The 22585-nt window shown below is 42.9% G+C and carries 18 protein-coding genes; 15 read left to right on the top strand and 3 right to left on the bottom strand.

Annotated features, from left to right (window positions below; translation table 11 throughout):
- Positions 1-126 precede the first annotated feature (126 nt).
- A complete protein-coding gene (gene sppA / locus IZT61_RS20660; protein WP_196098889.1) occupies positions 127-1893 on the bottom strand; it encodes a signal peptide peptidase SppA in 1767 nt (588 codons plus the stop codon).
- Positions 1894-1944: 51 nt separating this feature from the next.
- Between sppA and folK the strand changes: the two genes are divergently transcribed.
- The gene (gene folK, locus IZT61_RS20665) at positions 1945-2439 is read left to right on the top strand and encodes a 2-amino-4-hydroxy-6-hydroxymethyldihydropteridine diphosphokinase (RefSeq protein WP_230383787.1); all 495 of its coding nucleotides are present in this window, start codon (positions 1945-1947) and stop codon (positions 2437-2439) included.
- A gap of 17 nt (positions 2440-2456) precedes the next feature.
- Positions 2457-2831, top strand: coding sequence for an Hpt domain-containing protein (locus IZT61_RS20670; protein ID WP_196098891.1), 375 nt, complete (start codon positions 2457-2459; stop codon positions 2829-2831).
- 6 nt (positions 2832-2837) lie between these two features.
- Here IZT61_RS20670 and pssA read toward each other — a convergent pair whose 3' ends face one another.
- On the bottom strand, positions 2838-3536 hold the full coding sequence (pssA, locus tag IZT61_RS20675; RefSeq protein ID WP_196098892.1) for a CDP-diacylglycerol--serine O-phosphatidyltransferase: 699 nt from the start codon (positions 3534-3536) through the stop codon (positions 2838-2840).
- A gap of 375 nt (positions 3537-3911) precedes the next feature.
- The gene (gene rho / locus IZT61_RS20680) at positions 3912-5621 is read right to left on the bottom strand and encodes a transcription termination factor Rho (RefSeq protein WP_196098893.1); all 1710 of its coding nucleotides are present in this window, start codon (positions 5619-5621) and stop codon (positions 3912-3914) included.
- A 422-nt stretch (positions 5622-6043) separates the two neighbouring features.
- Between rho and pyrF the strand changes: the two genes are divergently transcribed.
- The 13 genes from pyrF to IZT61_RS20745 all read left to right on the top strand — a co-directional run bounded on the left by pyrF (position 6044) and on the right by IZT61_RS20745 (position 22583).
- Positions 6044-6874, top strand: coding sequence for an orotidine-5'-phosphate decarboxylase (pyrF, locus tag IZT61_RS20685; RefSeq protein WP_196098894.1), 831 nt, complete (start codon positions 6044-6046; stop codon positions 6872-6874).
- 249 nt (positions 6875-7123) lie between these two features.
- Positions 7124-8029 carry a DMT family transporter gene (locus IZT61_RS20690; protein WP_196098895.1) on the top strand — a complete coding sequence of 302 codons (906 nt, stop codon included), beginning with the start codon at positions 7124-7126 and terminating at the stop codon, positions 8027-8029.
- Positions 8030-8264: 235 nt separating this feature from the next.
- Complete coding sequence (locus IZT61_RS20695; protein ID WP_196098896.1) at positions 8265-8711, top strand: Hsp20/alpha crystallin family protein; 447 nt, start codon at positions 8265-8267, stop codon at positions 8709-8711.
- 375 nt (positions 8712-9086) lie between these two features.
- Complete coding sequence (locus tag IZT61_RS20700) at positions 9087-13616, top strand: hypothetical protein (protein ID WP_196098897.1); 4530 nt, start codon at positions 9087-9089, stop codon at positions 13614-13616.
- Between the two features lie 25 nt (positions 13617-13641).
- On the top strand, positions 13642-13962 hold the full coding sequence (locus IZT61_RS20705) for a hypothetical protein (RefSeq protein ID WP_196098898.1): 321 nt from the start codon (positions 13642-13644) through the stop codon (positions 13960-13962).
- A gap of 170 nt (positions 13963-14132) precedes the next feature.
- Positions 14133-17234: a fibronectin type III domain-containing protein gene (locus tag IZT61_RS20710; protein ID WP_196098899.1), complete on the top strand. Its 3102-nt coding sequence runs from the start codon at positions 14133-14135 to the stop codon at positions 17232-17234.
- 11 nt (positions 17235-17245) lie between these two features.
- A complete protein-coding gene (locus IZT61_RS20715) occupies positions 17246-17536 on the top strand; it encodes a hypothetical protein (protein WP_196098900.1) in 291 nt (96 codons plus the stop codon).
- Between the two features lie 79 nt (positions 17537-17615).
- Positions 17616-17861, top strand: a complete 246-nt coding sequence (locus IZT61_RS20720) for a hypothetical protein (protein WP_196098901.1) — start codon at positions 17616-17618, stop codon at positions 17859-17861.
- The gene (locus IZT61_RS20725) at positions 17858-18202 is read left to right on the top strand and encodes a hypothetical protein (protein ID WP_196098902.1); all 345 of its coding nucleotides are present in this window, start codon (positions 17858-17860) and stop codon (positions 18200-18202) included. The genes IZT61_RS20720 and IZT61_RS20725 overlap by 4 nt, the downstream gene beginning before the upstream one ends.
- Positions 18203-18442: 240 nt before the next feature.
- Positions 18443-19222 (top strand): hypothetical protein, encoded by a 780-nt coding sequence (locus IZT61_RS20730; protein ID WP_196098903.1) that lies wholly within the window; start codon positions 18443-18445, stop codon positions 19220-19222.
- Positions 19223-19226: 4 nt separating this feature from the next.
- Positions 19227-19874: a hypothetical protein gene (locus IZT61_RS20735; RefSeq protein WP_196098904.1), complete on the top strand. Its 648-nt coding sequence runs from the start codon at positions 19227-19229 to the stop codon at positions 19872-19874.
- Positions 19875-20081: 207 nt separating this feature from the next.
- Positions 20082-20219, top strand: coding sequence for a hypothetical protein (locus tag IZT61_RS20740; RefSeq protein WP_196098905.1), 138 nt, complete (start codon positions 20082-20084; stop codon positions 20217-20219).
- Between the two features lie 264 nt (positions 20220-20483).
- Positions 20484-22583, top strand: coding sequence for a fibronectin type III domain-containing protein (locus tag IZT61_RS20745; RefSeq protein ID WP_196098906.1), 2100 nt, complete (start codon positions 20484-20486; stop codon positions 22581-22583).
- Positions 22584-22585: the final 2 nt, after the last annotated feature.

Below are 22585 nucleotides of genomic sequence, written 5' to 3' on the forward strand. Positions count from 1 at the left end.
GCAACTGGCAGTTGAATGTTAGAGAAGTCAAGTTTCAAAAACTTGACTTCTCTCGAAGTGTTAGGACCTCTCTTTTGGAAAGGGCCGGCTACTGAGCTTACTTAATTACTGAGAAAGGCTTTAGCTTTATCTTATCACTGCTTCAAAAGGCATTCTTACTTGTATTCCCGAGCTTGACATTACTTTTTTAATTTGCTGATAAATCATGTAATTGTCGCCCAATTCTTGTTTGGCGTAGTAAGTCTTGATTTTTTCGGTGCCTTCGTTTACCAATGATTTTAAAGGGTCAACAACATCAGGGTATTCTACAATTTTATAATCTTTTAACCTGGCTTTTTTTGCCGCAGCCTTAATGGCGTCGTTAAAACTACCGATTCTGTCGGCCAAGCCAATTTGAACCGCGTCGGTGCCAATCCAAACGTGGCCGCCGCCAATGCTGTCGATATACGCCTTGCTTTTCTTTCTTCCATCGGCCACACGACTTACAAAGCCGCTGTAAATTCTGTTCAATTCGTTTTGAATAATAAACCTTTCGCCCTCGGTCATTGGGCGGTTTGTGGCCATGATATCGGCGTACTTGCCGGTTTTAACGCCATCAAACGTAATACCCAGCTTATTGGTCATCAGGTTTTGAAAGTTGGGAATAATCCCAAATACGCCGATGGAACCTGTAATGGTATTGGGCTGAACGAAAATACTATCAGCAGCGCAACCGATATAATAGCCGCCAGACGCGGCCACGTCGCCGAAGGATGCAATAACAGGCTTTTCTTTTTTGGTCAGCACAATTTCTCTCCAAATCACATCAGATGCCAGCGCACTGCCGCCCGGTGAGTTTACGCGAAGCACCACAGCCTTGATATCATCATCTAAACGGGCTTTGCGAATTGCCCTCGAGATGCGTTCAGAACCGATCTGATTATCATTTCCTTCGCCGCCACTAATTTCGCCATTTGCATAAATAACGGCAATTTTATCTTTGCCGGTGCCTGTATCTTCGTTGTTTTTGATATAATCGTTAATAGAAACCGTTCTCACGTTTTCATCTCTTGTTCTGCCAGATATGCCCTTCAGTTCCTCCAATATCTGGTCTTTGTATTTCAGGGCATCAACCAATTTAAAGTTCACAGCATCTTCAGGCGTTCTCACCTTGTAATTATCTGCGATGGTATACAGGCTATCTTTCAAAACATCTCTCGTTTGTGCAATATCCGTTAAAAAGGTGTTGTACAAACCGCCAACATAGGCCGTAACCTGCTTGCGGTTGTAATCGCTCATTTTATCGAGAATAAACGGCTCAACTGCGCTTTTGTAATTGCCAACGCGAATAACCTGCATTTCCACACCGGCTTTTTCCAGTGTTCCCTTAAAAAAAGTCAACTCCGAACTAAAGCCTTTAAACTCTAAGGCGCCTTCGGGGTTAAGGTAAATTTTATCTGCCGCCGAAGCCAGATAGTAGGCGCCCTGTGTGTAAACTTCGCTGTAGGCGATTATTTTTTTATGCGATTTCTTGAAATCGATTAACGCATTTCTTACTTCACGCATGGTTGCAAAGCCAGCGTTCGGGCTACTTACATTTAAATAAATGCATTTGATATTATCGTCGGTTTTTGCCCTTTTAATCGATTTTAGCAGGTCGTTTAATCCGATGCCATCTTTTTCGCCGCCGCCTACAATGGGCAGGTTACCGAACGGATTTTTCGGTGTACGCTCTGTAATGGCCTGATCGAGATTTAAGAACAATACAGAATTATTGGCCACAGTAACACTTTTATCATCGTCGATAGAAGAAATTGCACCCACTATAATTACAAAAAGAATCAGGAAAATAATAGCGATGGAAAGGAAAAAACCCAGCATCGACGCAAATAGATATTTAAAAAAATCTCTCATTTAATATTTTAATTTTGTGTTGTAAAGATATGAAAATACATGGTGCTTAATATGGATTTAGAGTACACGACTGTTTATTTGTTACTGGGCGGAAATTTGGGCGAACGGGAGGAAAATTTAAATAAAGCTATCTTTTTGGTTAGTAAGGAGATAGGTGAAATTGAGGCGCAATCGTCGATATATGAAACCGCGGCATGGGGCAAAACCGACCAACCTGCTTTTTTAAATCAGGCCATTGCGGTGAAAACAGAATTTTCGGCCTTAGAGGTATTGGAAAAGGCGCTGGCGATAGAGCAGGAGCTGGGTAGGGTAAGAAAGGAAAAATGGGGTGAGCGATTAATCGACATCGACTTGATTCTTTATGGTGTTGAAATAATAGAAATACCCGGAAAACTGCAGATTCCGCATCCGCACATGCAAGATCGGAGGTTCGTGATGGAACCTTTGGCCGAAATAGCCCCTGATATGATGCATCCACGACTAGGTAAAACGATTTTGGAGATCAGCAAAAAAATAACTGATAATTTAGCCGTAAAAAAGTTGTAAATTATTAGCTTTGTTTTATGCAAGATAATTATGATAATCATCCCTTAGATTTATCATATCTTACAGAAATGGTTGGTCATAACCCTGAGTTTATGATCGAGGTTTTTGATATGTTTATTGAACAAACGCCTTTCTACATGGCAGAATTGGAGAACGCCCTATCAGTCGAAAACTGGGATAAGGTAGGCGATTGTGCGCACAAAATTAAGCCAACGTTTAGTTACATCGGGCGAAGCGACATTAAGGACTTTGTACAAACGATAGAGCATAATGCCCGAAACAAAGTTTCGCTGGAGCAAATTCCGCTGGATGTTATGCGCTTGGAAGAAATGTTGGATCGCGTTTATGTTCAGATAGACGAGATGAAAAAAAGTATCTCAGCAGAAAACTGACCGCAATTACAGGCCGTTTGTTGTTAATGGCTTACTAATTCGGAAGTGCATAACAGATAATAAAATATAAAGCACCAGTACAAACGGTATTGCCGCAAATTGCAGCGCCGTAATTAATACAGCAGATAAGATCAGGAAGATAAACTTGATCTTATTTTGTTTCCAGCTTAGATTGCTGAATTTCAGGGAAAAAATTCTGATTTCGCTGACCAAAAGAAAACTGGTTATCGCCGTGATGGCTACCAAAAGGATGGTAGAACCGATTACCAGAGGATAATCTACAGCTATAAACGGCAATGAACAAATAAACAGCGTATTCATTGGCGTATTTAAACCGATAAAGTCTTCCGTTTGTCTTTCATCATTATTGAATTTTGCCAATCGTAATGCAGAAAAAACAGTGATAATGAAACCCAGGTAAGGCAAATAGGGTGAAGTGTAATCGCTAACCTTTAACAACTGAAACATGATGATGCCGGGCAAAAAACCAAAGCTTACCATATCGGCCAGCGAATCTAAATCTTTACCAATAACCGATTTTACGTTTAGCAAACGTGCAACCATTCCGTCGAAAAAATCAAAAACACCCGAAAGGATTACAAAATAGGCAGCGGTTTGTAGTTCGCCCTTAAATGCAAATACGATTCCAATACAACCCGAAAACAGATTTGCACAAGTAATCGCGTTAGGAATATGCCTTTTCATAGGGTTTAGGGTATAAGGTTTAAGGTTTAGGGTTTAAGGTTTTGGGGTTTAAGGTTGGCTGCAATACGCCTATAAGCCTCAGTTCGACTATTATTTCAGCAAAATGGCTGTTTTAAAGATAACGTTAAGCCAATCCGTCATGCTGAATTTTTCATAACAAGTTTATATTTTTAATGGTATTCAAGAGGGCTGCGCCGTTTATTTCAGCATCTTTCATGCTTGTCAATCCCGCCTTAATGATCGACCGTTCAAGTCAGATCGTCGATGAAATCCAAAAAGAGGGCATTTATTATCGTACTCAAGTGATAAAGGTGTAAGACTTAAAGCATCGAACAGGAAACCTTAAACCCTTACACCTTCTACCTTTCAGCTTACTTAGCTGTTCATCGAAATCAAAAATTCGTCGTTATCTTTCGTGCCTCTAATTTGCGCCTGTACAAATTCCATGGCTTCCTGACTGTTCATATCTGCAAGGTGGTTGCGTAAAATCCAAACACGTTGCAAGGTATCTCTGTCGTGTAACAAATCGTCGCGGCGGGTACTCGATGCAGTGATGTCAATTGCAGGGAAGATGCGTTTGTTCGATAATTTACGGTCTAATTGTAACTCCATGTTACCTGTACCTTTAAATTCTTCGAAAATAACCTCATCCATTTTCGAACCTGTATCGGTTAATGCGGTTGCAAGAATGGTTAACGAACCTCCGTTTTCGATATTTCGGGCCGCACCGAAGAAACGTTTTGGTTTGTGCAGGGCGTTGGCATCAACACCACCCGATAAGATTTTACCTGATGCCGGAGCAGTTGTATTGTAAGCCCTGGCCAAACGTGTAATCGAATCTAATAAAATCACCACATCGTGTCCGCTTTCTACCAAACGTTTAGATTTTTCTAACACAATGTTGGCTATTTTAACGTGACGCTCGGCTGGCTCATCAAAGGTTGAGGCAATTACCTCAGCTCTTACACTGCGGGCCATATCGGTAACCTCCTCAGGGCGCTCATCAATTAAAAGAATGATCAGGTAAACTTCGGGGTGGTTTTTTGCAATTGCATTGGCCACTTCTTTAAGTAAATTGGTTTTACCCGTTTTTGGCTGCGCTACAATTAAACCACGTTGGCCTTTTCCTATCGGAGTAAAAAGATCCATGATACGCGTAGAATAATTATTCGTATCAGTAAAAAGATTTAATCTTTCAGTTGGGAAAAGTGGGGTTAAATAATCAAAAGGAACCCGATCGCGAACCTCAGCAGGGATTCTGCCGTTAATGGTTTCTACCCGAACCAATGGAAAATATTTTTCTCCTTCTTTTGGTGGGCGGATGCTACCTTTTACAGTATCGCCGGTTTTTAAGCCGAAAAGTTTTATTTGCGATTGAGATACGTAAATATCATCAGGAGAGGTAAGGTAGTTATAATCGGCCGACCGTAAGAAACCATAACCGTCGGGCATAATTTCGAGAACACCCTCATTTGTAATTACGTTATCAAAATCGAGGTTGGAATAGCTGTTTTCGTTTTTATGGTGATTGCCGCCACCAGGTTGTTTTTGCTGGCGACTGTCATCGCGTTGAGCTTTTTCTTGTTTTTCTTTTTGGTCTTGTCGTTTTGGTGCCGGAGCTACAACTTCGGCACTTTCTTCAATAAGTTCCGAAATTGGTTTGGTGCTTACTTCCTCTGTTTCAAAAATCCTGTCGGGTTGTTTTTCCGATGGCTGTTGGTGCTGGGGCTCATCAAACAAGGTTACCGAATCTCTTTTCCGCTCAACCGGAGTTGCCGCTTCTTCTTTGTTTAACCTTGCTCTTTTTTTAACCGGTTTATCTACGGTGGCCGAAGCCGCGGCCGCTTTAGGGGCTTTTTGTGCCTTTGCAGCTTTGGTTTTTGCCGGTGGAGCTACTTCAACAGGCTCAGTGTCGGCATAAGGATCTGAACCTGTTTTAGCGGCATTTATAATTTCTTGCTGGTGTAAAAGAACCTCAACAAGGTCAATTTTTCTTAGGGAATCGGCACCCTCGATGCCATAGCTTTTTGCTAGCTCACGAAGTTCTGGTGTGAGCTTATCATTTAATTCTGTTTTGCTAAACATTCTAAATATATATGTTTCAAGAAATTTTTTAATTGTTTTATAACAGCTGTCTTCCTGTCATAAATTTGCATGGCCTAAAAATATTTAATTCGTGTAGGCTGGCGGTTTCATTGTGTGTAAATTCTTATGGCATAAAACTGAATGAGTTTATCATTATAAGGCACTCAAAATGGTTTCATACTGTTTACAAGCTGAATAAAGGCGACAATTCGCTTTCAAAAAATGGTAACAAAAAACAAGTCTTGATAGATTTTTCTGGGATATTCAGATAAACGATTGAGAATTATGTTGCAATTGTATGTATTTGAAACGGAATCCACAAGGAAAAAGTTTAAAATGTTTACAAAAAAATATATTGTGCGGTGTTTTTAGTTATTCTAAAAACTTAAAAAACCCCATATTTGCAGTAAATAAGGCTTCATATGACTAAACAGCAACTTTTTGAGCAGATACAAAAAAAACGTTCCTTTCTATGTGTGGGATTAGATTCTTCGTTGGATAAAATTCCTCAGCACCTGCTTAAATACGAAAATCCGATTTTGGAATTTAATAAGCAGATTATCGATGCAACGAAAGATTTGTGTGTAGCTTATAAGCCCAACACCGCTTTTTACGAGTGCTACGGCAAAAAGGGTTGGGAAACTCTAATTGAAACCTGGAAGTATATTCCCAAAGATATTTTTTCTATCGCCGATGCCAAACGTGGCGACATTGGAAATACCTCGGCCATGTATGCCGAAACTTTTTTTAATGAAGAATCGTCAGAAATGAGTTTCGATTCCGTTACCGTGGCCCCTTACATGGGCAGCGATTCGGTTAAGCCTTTTTTAACCTTTGATAATAAATGGGTAATTGTTTTGGCGTTGACATCAAACCCCGGTCATGCCGATTTTCAATTGCAGGAAATAGGCGGGGAGAAGCTTTTCGAAAAAGTGTTGAAAACCGCTCAAGAATGGGCTACCGATGAGCAAATGATGTACGTTGTGGGTGCCACCCGCGGTGCTGCTTTTGCCGATGTGCGTAAGCTGGCGCCAAATCATTTTCTTTTGGTGCCCGGCGTAGGTGCACAAGGCGGCGATTTAAACGAGGTTTGTAAGTATGGGCTTAATTCGCAATGCGGATTATTGATCAACTCCTCAAGGGCAATAATTTACGCTGGCAGCGGAGAGGATTTCGCCGAAAAGGCCCGTGAAGAGGCGCTGAAGCTACAAAAACAAATGGAAGGTATTTTGGCTGAGGCCAGGTTGCTTTAATAGCCCTTGTTCGTACCGAATGACAGCGCAGGTTGCCCACTAACAAGCCTACATGTGTTCGTGAGTATCTTTTTACGGAGATTGAACCAAATGAAATGTGATTTTGCGGATTAAATGCACGCAAACTCATTGATCGATTTCGTCGGCCTCAACATTAGTTTGTTATCGATATAAAAAAAGCGCTTAAAGCCCTTAATTAAAAAATCTGTCGTTAGTTTTTATCCCGTGGTTAACCGAAATATAGCGCCGATGAGCGCCAAAATAGACTTAAAGTTAATAATCGCCCTAATTGGCGTGGCCCTGATTTGGGGAACCACCTATCTGGGCATCCGCATTGCGGTAAAAAGTATTCCGCCCTGGTATGTAACTGCCATCCGTCAAACCATTGCCTCACTAATTATTTTAGCGATACTGGTTAAGCAAGGAGAGCTAAAGTGGATTGGCTGGCCGGCGTTGAAACGGCAGCTCCTGCTTTCGCTGTTAATGGTTGTTATTGCAAATGGAATGACTACCGTGGCCGAAAAAACAATTCCGAGTGGCCTAACATCATTAATAAACGCCACATCGCCCTTACTGGTATTTTTGGGCTGCGTGTTTCTCGGCATTCAAAAACCAAGTGCAAAAGGCTTCATTGGGGTATTTATCGGCTTTTTGGGGATTGTGTTTATTTTTAGAGAGGGAATAGGCGATCTGCTCGAACCGGGCTACCGCAATGGAATTTTATCGTTGGTGGTTGCGGTTTCGGGCTGGACAATTGGAACCATTTACTCGAAAAAACACAGCGCAAAACCTCAATACATCTTTTTAAACCTCTTTTATCAATTTTCATTTTCGGCGTTGGTTCAGTTGGGTTTGGCCGTTGTTTTTTCGGGTAAGGCAAATGTAAGTTTGTGGAAAGCAGAAAGTATTTTCGCTGCGGTTTATCTCGCAGTATTCGGCTCTGTATTAGGTTATTTCTGTTATCATTATGCGCTTAAAAAAGTCTCGGCATCCGAAGTTTCCATTTTGACTTATTTCAACACAATCATCGCAATATTTTTGGGTTGGCTGGTATTGAATGAACACGTTGATCTGGATTTGATATTGGCTACAGTTTTAATTATAACCGGTGTTGTTATTACAAACTACAAAAGGAAAAGCTTAGCTAGGGAATAAAAGCCCTAATGTTTAACCAGTAAACGCATCGGTCAAATGAATTTTTGACATTTTTTTGCTGATAAAATTTCACGGTTTATGAAAAATTTTCAGTTTAAGCAGCGCTATCATCGGTTTTTGCGTCGCTTTTTTGGTTTGGCATCCTATTGGTAATAAGTTATCGGAACGTGAGTTCAAAAGTTTAATTAATTGTAAGTTTTAATCGTTAAAAAATCAATTTAAGGAGGAAAGACCTATGACACTGGTTAAATTTAATCCCAACCGCGACAACAAAAAGAACGGTTTAATGACTGGATTCAACGATGTATTTGATTCCATTTTCAACGACACCTTTTTTTCAGACCGATTAATGAGCCGGGTTCCGGCTGCGAACATTAGCGAAAGTCAAGATCATTACCATGTAGAATTGGCTGCGCCAGGCTTGAAAAAAGAGGATTTTAAGATTTCGCTGGAACGCGATGTGCTGAGCATTTCGGCAGAACAAAGTGCGCAAAACGACCTGCAAGAGCGAAGTTTTAATAAACGTGAATTCAGTTATAACTCGTTTGTACGTTCGTTTACGCTGCCAGATTCGGCAGATGATAACGGCATCGACGCCAAATACGAAAACGGCGTGCTATGCATCAACATTCCCAAACGCGAGGAGGCTAAAATCCAAAGCCGCCAGATAGAAATAAAATAACAGGTTGAGCGGAGAGATGCGCATCAATAGTTGCCTTTAAGAGCTGCCTTATGGTGGCTCTTTTTTTATATCAGTGGCTTAGTTTTCTTAATTTTCGTTTAAATGTGAACATAAAGATCTATTTGCCTCGCGGTAAATGCCGTAGCTAGGGTTCACATGCTATTCTTTCATGCGTAGACAGCATCATTTCAACTTATAGGAATATCCAAATAATAAAAGTATATTGCCTTACTAAATCACTGTTATCCTAATTGTTATATACACATCCCAATGTTACCTGGGAACGCTTCTGTGCTAGCTATTTAATATTTATCTGCTATTACTTGGGTGTTTCTCAGTATTGAGATTAATATAAACAATTAAGAATTAACGCCCGTGATCTTAAAACCTACCTATTTTGTAAGCGTTCTATCTTGCATCCTGTTCTGCCTCCACGCCACACTTTGCTGTGCACAATCTGTTCAAAATCCAGACAACGTAAAGGTTAGGGCCTATGCCATAAACGCTGTGGCCGCACTGGATCAGAACAATCACTATTCCGATTTCCTGACGCCTGCCGACCTGAACGAGCTTCCCGTTGGGTTAAAACGAACCCTGAATAATATCACCTATAAAATTGCCATTAGTAGTGCGGTATTTCACCCCACCTATGCAGAACTGACGGTTTATGCCAAGGTAGAAATTCCGCAAAACCCCAGGGAGCTGTTCTTTGGCATCAGTGGGCTAAAGCTCTCGTACGAGGGCGGAATAGTCGGCGATGCCAAACTGGTGCTGCTGGGCGATATCCCGATAGATTTTAACGGTGGTAATGGCAAAGTGGTACTTAAGGGAGGGCTCGATCTTAACAATGGACAAGCACTCGACAACCTGACCTATATTACCATGGACTGTAAGGGCTTTAAGGAAATGGGGCTTGCGGCCGATGTTATCTTTCCTAGAAAACTGTTGATTCCCTGCGACCCAAATGGGGATCAGATAGCGGATTCGACAAAAAAGGTAACGGGTTCATTTAGTACAGTTGTTTCCGATTGGAACGATATTTTGGTGAACGTTAACCTGCCAAAGTTCCAGATTGCCAAGCTGAAAGATGTTGTGTTTACCGTGGCCAACGCAACCATCGACCTCAGCGATAGGCGTAACAGCCCCAACGTGTTGTTTCCCCGAGGTTATGAGGCAAGGTACATGCCTTTCCCGAGCCCGGGCATGTGGCGGGGCCTCTATATCCAAAACCTCGACGTGATGCTGCCGAGGGCCTTTGCCAAGCGGAACAGTAAGGAGCGGATCAGCTTCGGCTCCAACAACCTGATCATCGATAATAACGGGGTAAGCGGCAGTTTTTACGGAAAGAACATCCTGCCCTATAGCGAGGGCTCAGCATCGGGCTGGAAGTTTTCGGTAGACGAGTTCAACATCGACCTTGAGGCCAATACACTGGTTGGGGCGGGCTTCAGGGGGAACATAGGCTTGCCCGTGAGCGAAAAGGACTCCGATTCGTTAAGGTATGAGGCCGTAATTACGGGCGATAATAAATACTGGCTTACCGTAGCGCCCAAGGATAAGCTCGACTTTAGCCTTTGGCAGGCAAGGGTAACACTGGATAAGAACTCTTATGTAAAGTTGCTGGTGCAGGACGATAAGTTTCTGCCAGAAGCCAACCTATACGGCCGGATGGACATTATGGCCAGGAGAAAGGAGGGCGACTCAACGGCCAAGCCACTGGCCAATTTTAAGGGCATTGAATTTAAGGGGCTTCGGTTAAAGACCGTTGCGCCCTATTTAACGGTCGAGTATTTTGGGTATAATGGCGAGCTGAGCGTTGCCAATTTCCCGGTATCTATCGATAGCATTGCACTAACCTCTACGCAAGCGGAAACGAGCCTCTCTTTCGGGCTCAAGGTTACGTTGATGGATGCAGGCTTCAAGGCCGATACCCGGCTGGTATTTACCTCGGGCTTTGAGCAGCGGGACGGCCTCCAGAAATGGAAGTTTAGGAAGCTGGGGCTAAGCTCCATCAGGCTCAACAACGTAAACATCGGAAAGGTTAAACTTGATGGCGAGCTCAACATCCTGGATAACGACCCCATTTATGGCGATGGCTTCGGCGGCGGAATCCGGGCCACTTTTGAGGCACTTGGCAAGGCCGAGGTGCAGGTAAGGGCCATCTTTGGCCGAAAAGATTTTCGCTACTGGTTTGTAGACGGCAAGGCAAGCTTCGGTACCGGCTTTCCCATTGCGCCGCCAACGCCGATCAATATCAAGGGCTTTGTAGGGGGCATTTACTACCGAATGAGTAAGATTTACCAAAACGCAAGCTCCGATTCTAAGAGTCTCATGCCAGAGTATAAGCCAGATTTAGCGATGGGCCTCGGCGTAAAGGCAGGGCTACTATTCAATATTACCAAGGATGAGGTATGCGATGGCATGGTAGAGTTTGAGATGGCCTTTAACCGGAACGGAGGTCTGAGCTACATCGGCCTTTTTGGAAGTGCGAAGTTTATGGGTAAGATCCCGATCGTAGGCGATGCATTGGATGAAGCTGCAGGTGTACTGAAGGGCGTTCAAGATGATATTGCCGGGCAGCTGGAAGGCTTGTCGGATGCACTAAAAATCGAAAAGCTCGATAATATCAAGAAACTCGTTATTGAAGACCCCCAAAAGGCGGCAAGGACGGTACCCAACAAGGTCGATTTTGCCGAGGGGCTGGCGGCCTACCTGGGCATCAGCTATGATTTTGCAAACAGTACCTTTCATGCCAACTTCGATATTTACATCAATGCCGCCAAGGGCCTGCTAAGGGGCGTTGGAGCTAATAACCGAGCGGGATATGCCGTGCTGCACTTTGCACCAAAGGAATGGTATGTATATATGGGCACGCCAACCGATCCCATAGGCATCCAATTTGGGCTGGGCAGCTTTAGTCTTAAAACGGAAAGTTATTTCATGATCGGCACGAAGATACCGGGATCGCCGCCACCACCTCGCGAGGTAGCCGATATCCTCGGCCTCGATATCCGTCAGCTTGACTACATGCGTGACCTGAATGCCCTTGGCGATGGTAAGGGCTTTGCCCTTGGCTCACGCCTGGCAATCAGTACCGGAGATATTACCTTTCTTATTCTTTATGCCAACTTTAAGGCCGGGGTAGGCTTCGATTTAATGTTGAAACAATATCCCGATGCGCACTGCGAGGGCAGTTCAGATCCCATTGGAATCCGCGGCTGGTACGCCAATGCACAGGCCTATGCGTATTTACAGGGAGAATTGGGCATCAAGGTGAACCTCTGGTTCTTAAAGACCCGCATCCCGATCATCAAAGCCGGGGTTGCTGCGCTGTTACAGGCAAAGCTCCCCAATCCGTCGTGGTTTAGGGGCTATCTCGGCGTGCAGTATAATGTACTCGGCGGGCTCATCAAGGGCAGGGCAAACTTCAAGGTACAGCTGGGCGATGAATGTAAGATCGTAAACGGCGGACAGGAAAGCCCAGTGGGCATCAACGTAATTGCCGATATGTCGCCAAAGACCCCCGACAATGTTGATGTATTTGCAGCGCCACAAGTTGCACTTAACTTCCCTGTGGAACGCGATATTCCGATCATGGATGAGAACGGTTCGAAGACCTTTAGGATCAAGCTCGAAAAATTTGAGCTCACCAGTAATGGTAAGCAAATTCCGGGCAAACTGGAATGGAACGCCGGAAAGGATGCGGTATCGTTCTTATCGACCGAGATTCTGCCACCAAACACAGCCATAAAGGCCTATGCCAAGGTAAGCTTTGTGCAGTTGGTTGGCGGCAACTGGCAAACGGTTTATATGGACGGCAAAAAGGCCGAGGAAGAGAAAAGCATTGACTTTAAGACTGGCACCGCACCGGAAACGATACCATTAACCAATATCGCCTATAGCTGGCCGGTGGTAGATCAACGAAACTTTTATACCGCCGAAAGCAGCTCGGGCTATGTCCAGTTAAAACGCGGGCAGAGTTACCTGTTTAATGCGAAGGGCTTTAAACAAGAACTGGCATTTAAAAAAGAAAATGGTAACGCACTCCCCGTTACCTATCAATACGATTCGGCACGGGTGCAATTAAGGTTCGACCTGCCGAAAGTGGAGGCCAACAGCAGCTATAGCTTCGTGCTGGTAAGCAAATCGCAGGGAAGCACTACTGGAAGCACCACCACTACACAGAAAAGCACCACGGCGGAGGGCGACGTGACCGAAATTACCAATAAACAGGCACAAGATGTGATCCGCTCAGACGGAGGCAAGGTGTTGCTGGGCTATAACTTCCATAGTAGTGCTTTTGCCACCTTTAGGGAAAAAATGGCCGCGATCACTCCCGTGCAGGATCTTTTTGGCAAGGTATCATCGGATGTAATCGATCTGCGGAAAACGGTTGCCCAATACGAGGCCTTTGATCTTGCCGAAATAACGGGAACTGCCTACACGGCCAGTAAGCCGTTGCTCCGGCCAATTGCCTTGCTGGATAATAATTATTATCAGCAGGATATTAAGCCGCTTAATTATGAAAAATATCCTATTGCCGGGGATATTACCCTCGATCGGGATACCGCTCAACTGGGGCTTGCACCGGTAAGGGCATTGCCGATACTGCTCAGCTATCAGGCCAATGTAGAGCAGGGGAACTTCAATACCCAGTCGGTAAACCAAAGGCTGCCCTACATCTACGATTTGCCACGTATCTACAAGGCCGATTTTCAAGAACTGCAAAGTCAGGTGGTAAACCGTTTCCTCGGCACGCCGCAACAACAACAGTACGAATGGCTGATCAACGGCCACTTTCCCTTTATGCGTGAGGGAAATTACAGGGTTCAGTACAGGTTTATGCTTCCGAATGGAAGTGCGGGAACCAGCGCCGTAGTGAACTATAACAATCCTATTAAATAAGTAGGTACGGATAACTAAGGAAAATATGGATCAAGGAAGCCCGAGGGCCGGGGTAGAGCGGCTTAAAACGTGGTCGACCACGTTCAACACTCCGTCGACCACGTTGGTATACGTGGTGAACTACGTTCAACAATCCATTAACCACCTGGTAGAACGTGGTACAGCACGTTATACTACCCGTTTACCACGTCGGTATACGTGGCACACCACGTTCGCTAACCCATTAACCACGTTACCCAACCCCGCAAACGGGGTAAACGACGTGGTACACCACGTTACCCTACCCCACCTGCGGGGCAAACGACGTGGTAGACCACGTTCTGCAAGCCGTGGACGAGGTATTTAAATAATTTAACAATTAACAGTAAGGCAATGGAAGATTATAATGCAAGATGTCGGAGGTTGGGAGTACGAAGTCTTAAGACTGAGCTGAAAAAAAGTCCGGAGTCTGGAGTCCGCAGTCCGCAGTCCGGATGTTTAAGCCAGTTGCAAAAAAGAAATGTGGCCCCTGAAAATATGCAAAAGGCATCCCTTTTGGGAAGGCTGGCGTTGCATTTTCAGGCTATGGGTTTTACCTTAAACCTTAAGCCTTTCGCCTTCTACCTTACTTTGGTCTTTCTGCTTTCAGCTTTAAGCTCTTCAGCCCAAATCTACCCCGTACAGGTAACCCCCGTGCTCGTACCGCCCTACTCGTTAAACACCAGCGATTACTACAACGGCACCACCGAGCGGCTGGCCATCGTGCTCACCAATACCGATCTGCAAAAGCCCGTGCTGAGCGTGCGCCTGCGCATGTACATCGAGGGGCAAAATGCCAAGCTCCAAAGCAAGGACGGCGTTTACTACCCAACCATTACCCTCGATGCAGGCATCCCCCAGCGCATCAGCCTCGGCGACCTTGCACCCTACTTCAATGTAGACAACCTCAACTTCTCCGGCATCACCCGATCCATGTACGCCCAGAACAGTAAGCTGCCCGAGGGCTTTTACTCCTTCTGCTTTGAGGCCATAGAGGTATACACCGGGCAGGTGCTCAGCCGCAAGAGCTGTAGCATGGCCTACATTACCCTGAGCGACCCGCCACTGCTCAACATCCCTGTAAAGGGCGAAAGCATTGCCAGCAGGGAGGTGCAGAACATTATCTTCCAATGGACGCCCCGCAACCTCGGCAGCCCCAATGGCGCCTTTAATACCGAGTACGAGTTTACCCTAAAGGAGCTTTGGGATACCGGCATTGCCCCCGAGGCCGCCTTTCACAGCACCCAGCCGCTCTATCAGGTAACCGTTAGGCCAACCACGTTATTAATGGGCCCTGCCGAGCCACAGCTCATCCCCGGCAAGCGCTACGCCTGGCGGGTACGGGCCGTAAGCACCTCGCCTATGGGCGAGCAGCTCGACAGCTACCGCAATAACGGCTTTAGCGAGATCTACTGGTTTACCTACCAGAGCGATTGCAGGCCACCGCTCGCCATCAACTCCAGTGTAACCAGTGGCCGGGTAACCATCAGCTGGACGCCCGACCCCACCAATAACGGAACGCCCGCAGGCGGCTATACCCTGCAATACCGCGAACGGACTTTGAGCGCCTCAAAATGGTACAGTGTAAATACGCTCGAGAACAGGGCCGTGCTTTACGACCTCAAGCCCGGCACGACCTACGAATACCGCGTGGGCAGCAGCTGTGTGCCAGGCAATATCGGCATCGGTACCGACCAGACAACCTATTCGGATATCCTCACCCTTGAGATCAGCGGCGACCCGAACGATACCCGGACGGTGAACTGCGGGATGATCAGCCCGGAGATTGCCATTGCCAACCGCACCCCGATACAAGCCTTAAACCAAGGCGACCTGATTATGGCAGGTAGCTTCCCCGTAAAGATTACTCGCGTCTCCCCCTCTGGGGGAGGTTGGGAGGGGGAAGGTTATGTTACCATCCCTATGCTGGGGCAGGCAAACGTAAAGGTGCGCTTTTCGGGCATACAGGTAAATACCGAAAGGCAGCTGTTTGCGGGGGTGATTGAAACGACCTATGATGTTAAGGAAACGCAGATTGTAGACACTAAAGAAATAGAGGAAAGTATTAAGGCACTTGCTGATGTAGTAAAAAAACTAATCACTACAAGCGACAAAATAGATAAGCTTTTAGAAAAGGATGTAGTCTCTGCATCAGAACTAAAAGATTTACAGCAACAATTGGCATCACTTACAGTACAGAAAGATAGTTTGACAAAATCTGCTGAAATGGTTACCAAGCTGAATGAATCTATACCTACCTACATAAATTCAGCAGGTGGTGCCAGCGTTAAGGATAATACGCCATTCAAGGAGGCGCTATCAAAAACATCAGCGGCCTTAAAAGCCGATGCTGCTGCAATGGAAGAAAAACAGTTCAGTTCTTTCGTCACACTATATAATAGTAAAGGTTACGGAGAGCTTTTGTATAAGCTGTATAAAATATATCAGTTTTATGATGAATGCTCCAAAGATAATTGGAAACCTTATAAGGATGCTGGTATTGTTCCCTATTGTTTTTGGAAAAATGCCAATACATCAGAAAGCAAGCAGTATACCTTCCTCGATAGGCCATATACAGCAGGCGTATTAGATGGCTTGTACATTCAGGTTTATGACCTGGCCCATTTGGGGACCACCCTGAATGATTTGAGGCAGAATATGGACGATATTACTTACGCCTACAGCATAGGTTATATGGAGTGTAAGGGTATCAAAAGCGACAAACTAACCATTGCCAAGTTAAAAGCTCAATTAATACAAGCAAAAAAGGATAGCGGTTTTAGTGCATGGTGGGATAACTTAACCATACCAAACAAACTGGCCAAAATAAAAGAATGTAAGGAACAGGAATTAATAAGGAATGAAACGGAAAAGGTAATTAATAACCTGTATGAAATTATTAGCAACCAAGAACGGCTAGAAAAGGCAATTAACACCATAGCCAAACAGTTAAACAATTACTTTGAGCAACTAAACGGTACTAGTGATGAACAGCGTTACGAGCATGGTAAGATTGTTTCGAATATTGCAACTTTATTAATTGGTACAGGCGAAACCAAGGCGGGAAAGAGTATTATAGAAGCTTTAGAGTATTTAGCTACCAAAGGTAAGGGCACTTTTGATGATATTGGGAAGCGGTTGTTGGGTATAGGTAAAGCAGTTAAGAAAATATGGTCAGTAAATGATAAACAATTACTAAAACTATCTTCACTAAAACAAGGTTTCTTGAATTCTTCAGATGAATTAATGGGGATAGAAAAAGCATCTGATGAGTTGATTGCTGCTGTATCGAAAAAAAGGCGAGTTGTTATCGCAAAAGATGGTTCAGAAGAATTAAGAATGCTTGAATATTTCAGCGCTGAAGCAAGTGTAGGGGGTGAAGATATGGCCAGCATTATTTTAAGAGAAAACCCGAGTAAGGCTGCTATTTTAGAAGAATTTTTACATGGTACTCAACATAAACTAGGCATTATTGATGATTTAGGGAGATATAATGCAGAAGCTCATGTTAAAGATTTTATGATTAGACATCAAAAGATGTTAGGACTGAGTGATAAAGACATAGCAATATTGAAACGTTTAAAAGATTTAGGGCTTTAAGTTTATTAATTATGAAAAACAAAAGAAAGCTAGAAATTACAAATATTTTTTATTTGAGTGATGCTACGGCATTATCAATTAAAGGATTAAACAACATAAGAATAGGAGATTACGAATGTTCTATTTATGTTAACGATGTATTTTATAAAGAAGTTAATGTCATAAATGAGCTTTTTCTAGATAGGAAAATGGCAAATATAGAGGAAAGAGTATTTGAAATAAAACAAGACCTTAGTGAGTTAAAAGAAGCTGATTTGAAATCATTACACTTTTCATTAGAAGATATAAAAAAGCCAAGGTAAATTTATTATAGTGCTTGGCGAAAGGAAAATCCAAATACCAAGTTAAAATCGAAATAATGTCCAATTCGAAATACAAGTTATGAAAGATGCTTTGCAAGATGGCAAATGTGTTTTAACTCCAAACAATTCTATTTATAGAGTTTATGATAAGCCAGAGTTTTTGAGAGAGAATATTTTAAAAGAGGCAATAGAACAGGCAGGTGCTGCCAAGGCTAATGGATTAAGAATTGAATGGCTTGTTACAGATAAAACCGCCGTTGAGCAACTAACCAAATTTTTTAGTGAAAGAAATGTAAATATTGAGGTCAAATATTTTAAAGAATGAAAATAATAGAGAATGGAATCTTTGAGACAGCAAGACATCAAAATGATTTCTCGCAGGCAAATATGAATGATGAACTTCTTTGCGATGTAAGAATAAAAGAACCGTTGGAGAAATATTTGTTGTTAACCATGTTTCCAAATCGATTTGAGAATGAAAACTTGTTGAATATTTATTACAACCGTTTTTACTGGTTTAATAAATTCAGAAATGACTATATATACTATTACGGCGATGACAATCTGAATTTGGAGCAGCAAAGATTTAAAATACTTGAAGAGGGAGACAGATTTTCGGATATTGATTGGAACATAATTGAATCGATACAAAATCAGAATACTTAATTTATTATTGTTGAAATCCTATTTGATGAATGTATCGACATGAATCTAAATTTAATTCAAAATTAGCAAGCTGAAAGCTAGTGGTACGAGCATGGTAAGATTGTTTCGAATATTGCAACTTTATTAATTGGTACAGGCGAAACCAAGGCAGGAAAAAGTATTATAGACGCTTTAGAGTATTTAGCTACCAAAAGTAGAAGTACTTTTGATGATATTGGGAAGCGGTTGTTTGGCAAGGGCTTGACTGGTAAAGCAAGTTTATTTGCGAAATTTAAAAATTTTCCAAACCTCAAATCATGGGTTAATAGCTTGGATGACGTAGCGGATGCAAAATTATTATCTAAATTGGATAATTTGGAGGCAGATTATTTTGCAAAGCTGGATGCAGATTTATTGCATAAAACGTACGGTGTTGAGATAAAAGCTTTGGTTAAGGAGAATCCCGATGACCTTTTTGATGTTTGGCAGAAACTTAAAGATGACCCGGCTTACAGTTGGGAACTTCAAAAAACAGGTGGTAGCCGTTGGGAAAAATGGAGCAAGAGAGAATTTTTCAAGGACATCACGGCAAAAGGAAAAGGATTTGAAACTGATGTGTGTTTGGCTACCTTTAAAAATCGAAGCTCAGCTAAATATTTAGAATTGAAACAAAAGTTCCAGACGGATTTTGGCAAAAACTTAGATGATTATGATATGTATAGCCAAGTACAACTCAAATACGATGGAGATAATTACTTTGTAGCTGATCAATTGTTTGTGAAAAGAAATATTGATGGCGATATTGTAGATATTTTGGTAATTGAAAATAAATTGAGTGATACTACGCCTTTAACTATACCGCAAGCAATGGCTTTTACTAAAACATCTTTTACAGTTAGAAGTTTAGATAAGTTTCCGGAATTGGGAACAGGACTAAAATTGAACCCAGGAACTTTAATTAATTTTAAAAATTCCAAGCAATTCTATAAAGTCCATGATGGTGCAAATGGTGATATAATTAGTGGAATAATAAAGCTTTAATCTTATGGTATTTAATAAAGAGAATTTCGAAGATCTTATTCTTCAACTTAAACCCAAAAATTTTAATTATAAAGGAGGTTTTGGTTCGGTTAGATTTGTAAAAGAAGAAGCCGATAAGATATTGACTATCGCTATTGGCTATAATCAATATTTTCCTCATTCGGCGGTAGTAAAGGGTGTTTCGGTAGATATTTATTTTGCCGAAGTAGAAAATATTTTAAAACAAAATGGTTTCGGAGAGGAGTGTGAAAGTACATTTGGCAAAGTATTTCAAGATTTACATGGTGTTGATTATGAAAAATTGGAGACAGAGATCAATTCGGAGAAGACTTTCAATGTTGTAAGAAATGTTATTGAAGATATTTTAGAAAAGGGTGTGAAACCGTTTTTATCTCGATTCACAACAATAAACGAAATAGCTGATTTTTTAGCTGATAAAAGACCAATTGAAATTGTGCCCTTTATACAGGGATCAATATTATACCCAAAAACTATTTTGATAATGAAACTTGCAGACCATCCAAATTTTAGGAAGCGTTTAGTAGAATTCAGAACTATTCTCTCAGAAAATGTTGATGAAAATGTTAGATATCCAATATTGCTTAACAAGTATGACGAGCTTTTTCATGATGATTTGAAACAAATTAAATAGTACCACTCCATTAACAACGCCACAAGCAACAGCTTTTACTAAAAATACGTTACTGTGAGAAGTGTTAATATCGAATCTGCAACTACGCCAGGTAAATTTTTAAATAGTGGGCAAAGTCTAAATTTTTCAGATACAAAGCAGTGGTACAAAGTGCATGATGGTGCAAATGGAGATATAATAAGGGGAATTAGTAAAATGAATTAAGTTATGGCTTTTAATAAAAAGGAATTAGACCAAAGTTTCAAGCAAATCTCTATTGATGGATTTACCTTCAAAAAAGAAATAATGGGATATTCTTGGTCTAAAGAATATCCCAACAGAACAATAGATTTGGCGGGAAAATAAAGATTATTCTGCCCGCATTTATTGCTGGCCAGATTATGCTGGCTGAAAAGGAGGATAGAATTGACGAACTCCGTTTTTTTATGCAGGCTTATTATTACCTGAACTAATTGTAAAACCATCAAACAAACAACTTACATCCCTTAATAAGTTGAATAAAACAAGGAACCGATAATGTTCCAAAACTGTGTGATCATCCCTGAGGCACAGTAAAAACTATTTTAAATGCTGTTTGCATTTGCAACAGCTTAATGTATACCTAATGGGATGAATATGACAAAATTAACTTTTACCCTTTGCCTGATATGCTTTTTTGCAGTTCCCGCGTTGGCGCAGCAAAAACCAACACAGGAAAAAAAGCCAAAATCAGAGATCTTGGTAATGGCCCGGGCGTCAAAAAAGGACAACCTGATTAACGTCCGTTGGGGCGTCGGCGATGCCCAGGCCTGGAAGCTTTCGAACAAATACGGCTTCAACATCGAGCGCTTCACTGTATTAAGCGACAAACAGATGCTCGCCCGGCCTGAGCGCAAACTCATCGCCACGGCCTTAAAACCAAAACCACTAGCCGAGTGGGAGAAATTGGCCAAGGCCGACAACTATGCAGCCGTAATTGCACAGGCCATTTACGGGGAGAAGTTTGACGTGAGCGGAACGGCGTCAAACGGCGTGGCCAATATTATGGCACAATCACAGGACCTTGAGCAACGGTTTGGGTTTTCGCTCTATGCGGCCGATATGAGCTTCGCCGGGGCAAAGATGGCCGGTTGGGGCTATACCGATACCGATATCAAAAAAAATGAAAAATATTTTTACCGCATTAAGTCCGCCATCCCGTCCAACCTGTTAAAGCTCGATTCGGCCGGAGCCTATATCGGAATGGAGGATTACGAGCCACTGCCGAAGATAGACGAGGTGGCCGCGAGCTTTGGTGATAAGAGCGTGATCCTGAGTTGGGACTATGCCCGCCTGAAGAGCTATTACAACGCTTATTACATCGAACGATCTACCGATGGCGGGGCAACCTTTACAAAGGTGAGTGAGCTACCGATAACCAATCTGAACGAAAAAGATGGCGCAGGCTCAAAAAGAATGTACTATATCGATTCGCTCAACAACAACATGACCAAGTATCAATATCGCATTGCGGGCATAAACCCCTTTGGCGAGCTAAGTCCATATACCGACGTGGTTGAAGGAAAGGGAAAAAGCCTGTTGGCCTATGTTCCAAACATCAGAAAGAACATCATCGATGAAAAGGGCGTACTGCATTTGGAATGGGAATTTGACGCAGCGGGAAATGAGCAAATCAGCAGCTTTGCCCTCAACAAGGCCATCACATCCGCAGGCCCTTACTTAGAGGTAATGAACAATATTTCCCCGGAAAAAAGAAGTCTGAGCTACGATAAGCTGGATGGTTCAAACTACTTTACCCTGACCGCGATTGCAAAAGAGGGCGAGGGCAGAACATCCTTTCCCGTGCTTGTACAGCCGATAGACTCCGTTCCGCCTGCAGTGCCCACGGGGCTTATCGCAAAGATCGACACCAACGGCAAGGTCAGCTTAAGCTGGGATGCCAACAAGGAATCAGATCTATTAGGCTACAAGATATTTAGGGCATTGAGCAAGGGCGAGGAAGCCGTACCATTGATCGATTCGGTTTGGTACGTAAACAGTTATAAGGATGTATTGAGCTTGAAGATGACCAATAAAAAGGCTTGGTATGGCATCAGCGCCCTCGATAAGCGATTTAACCAGTCGAAGATCTCCGAACTGGTGGAGCTTAAGAAACCATCGGTTATTCCGCCAACGCCGGCGGTGATTACAAAATATAAAGCAGCAGATGGGAAAGTATTGCTCAACTGGATAAACAGCAGCGATGACGATGTAACCAGTCACAGCATTCTTAGACGGGCACACCCCGATAGCGCTTGGGTTGTGGTAAAGACCTTTACCGATACAACAAACACTTACACGGATGAAAACCTGAAACCCGAACAGGATTATGAGTACGCAATCGAAGTGGTAAACCTTGGAAAGCTGAAAACAAGATCGGAGATACTAAGGATACAAACATCGGCAGCTGCAACGGATAAATTGACGCTGACCAGGCTGTATGCCTATCCGCACATTGATGAGCGCCGCATTGAAATTGTATGGGACGATAATCTGCCCGATGTAAAGAATTATCAGGTTTACCGAACGCAGGTTGGTGGAACCTTAAGCCTTTGGAAGGTACTGGACGCAAAGGAAAAAGGACTGTTTGATGCGGAGCCCAAGATCAATACCAGTTATGAATATGGGGTAATGGCGGTGCTACAAAGTGGCGCCTATAGTGAAATGAAAACGGTAACGGTAAAATATTAGGT

Origin of the sequence: Pedobacter endophyticus (genome assembly GCF_015679185.1) — a bacterium.
GTDB classification, from domain to species: Bacteria; Bacteroidota; Bacteroidia; order Sphingobacteriales; family Sphingobacteriaceae; genus Pedobacter; species Pedobacter endophyticus.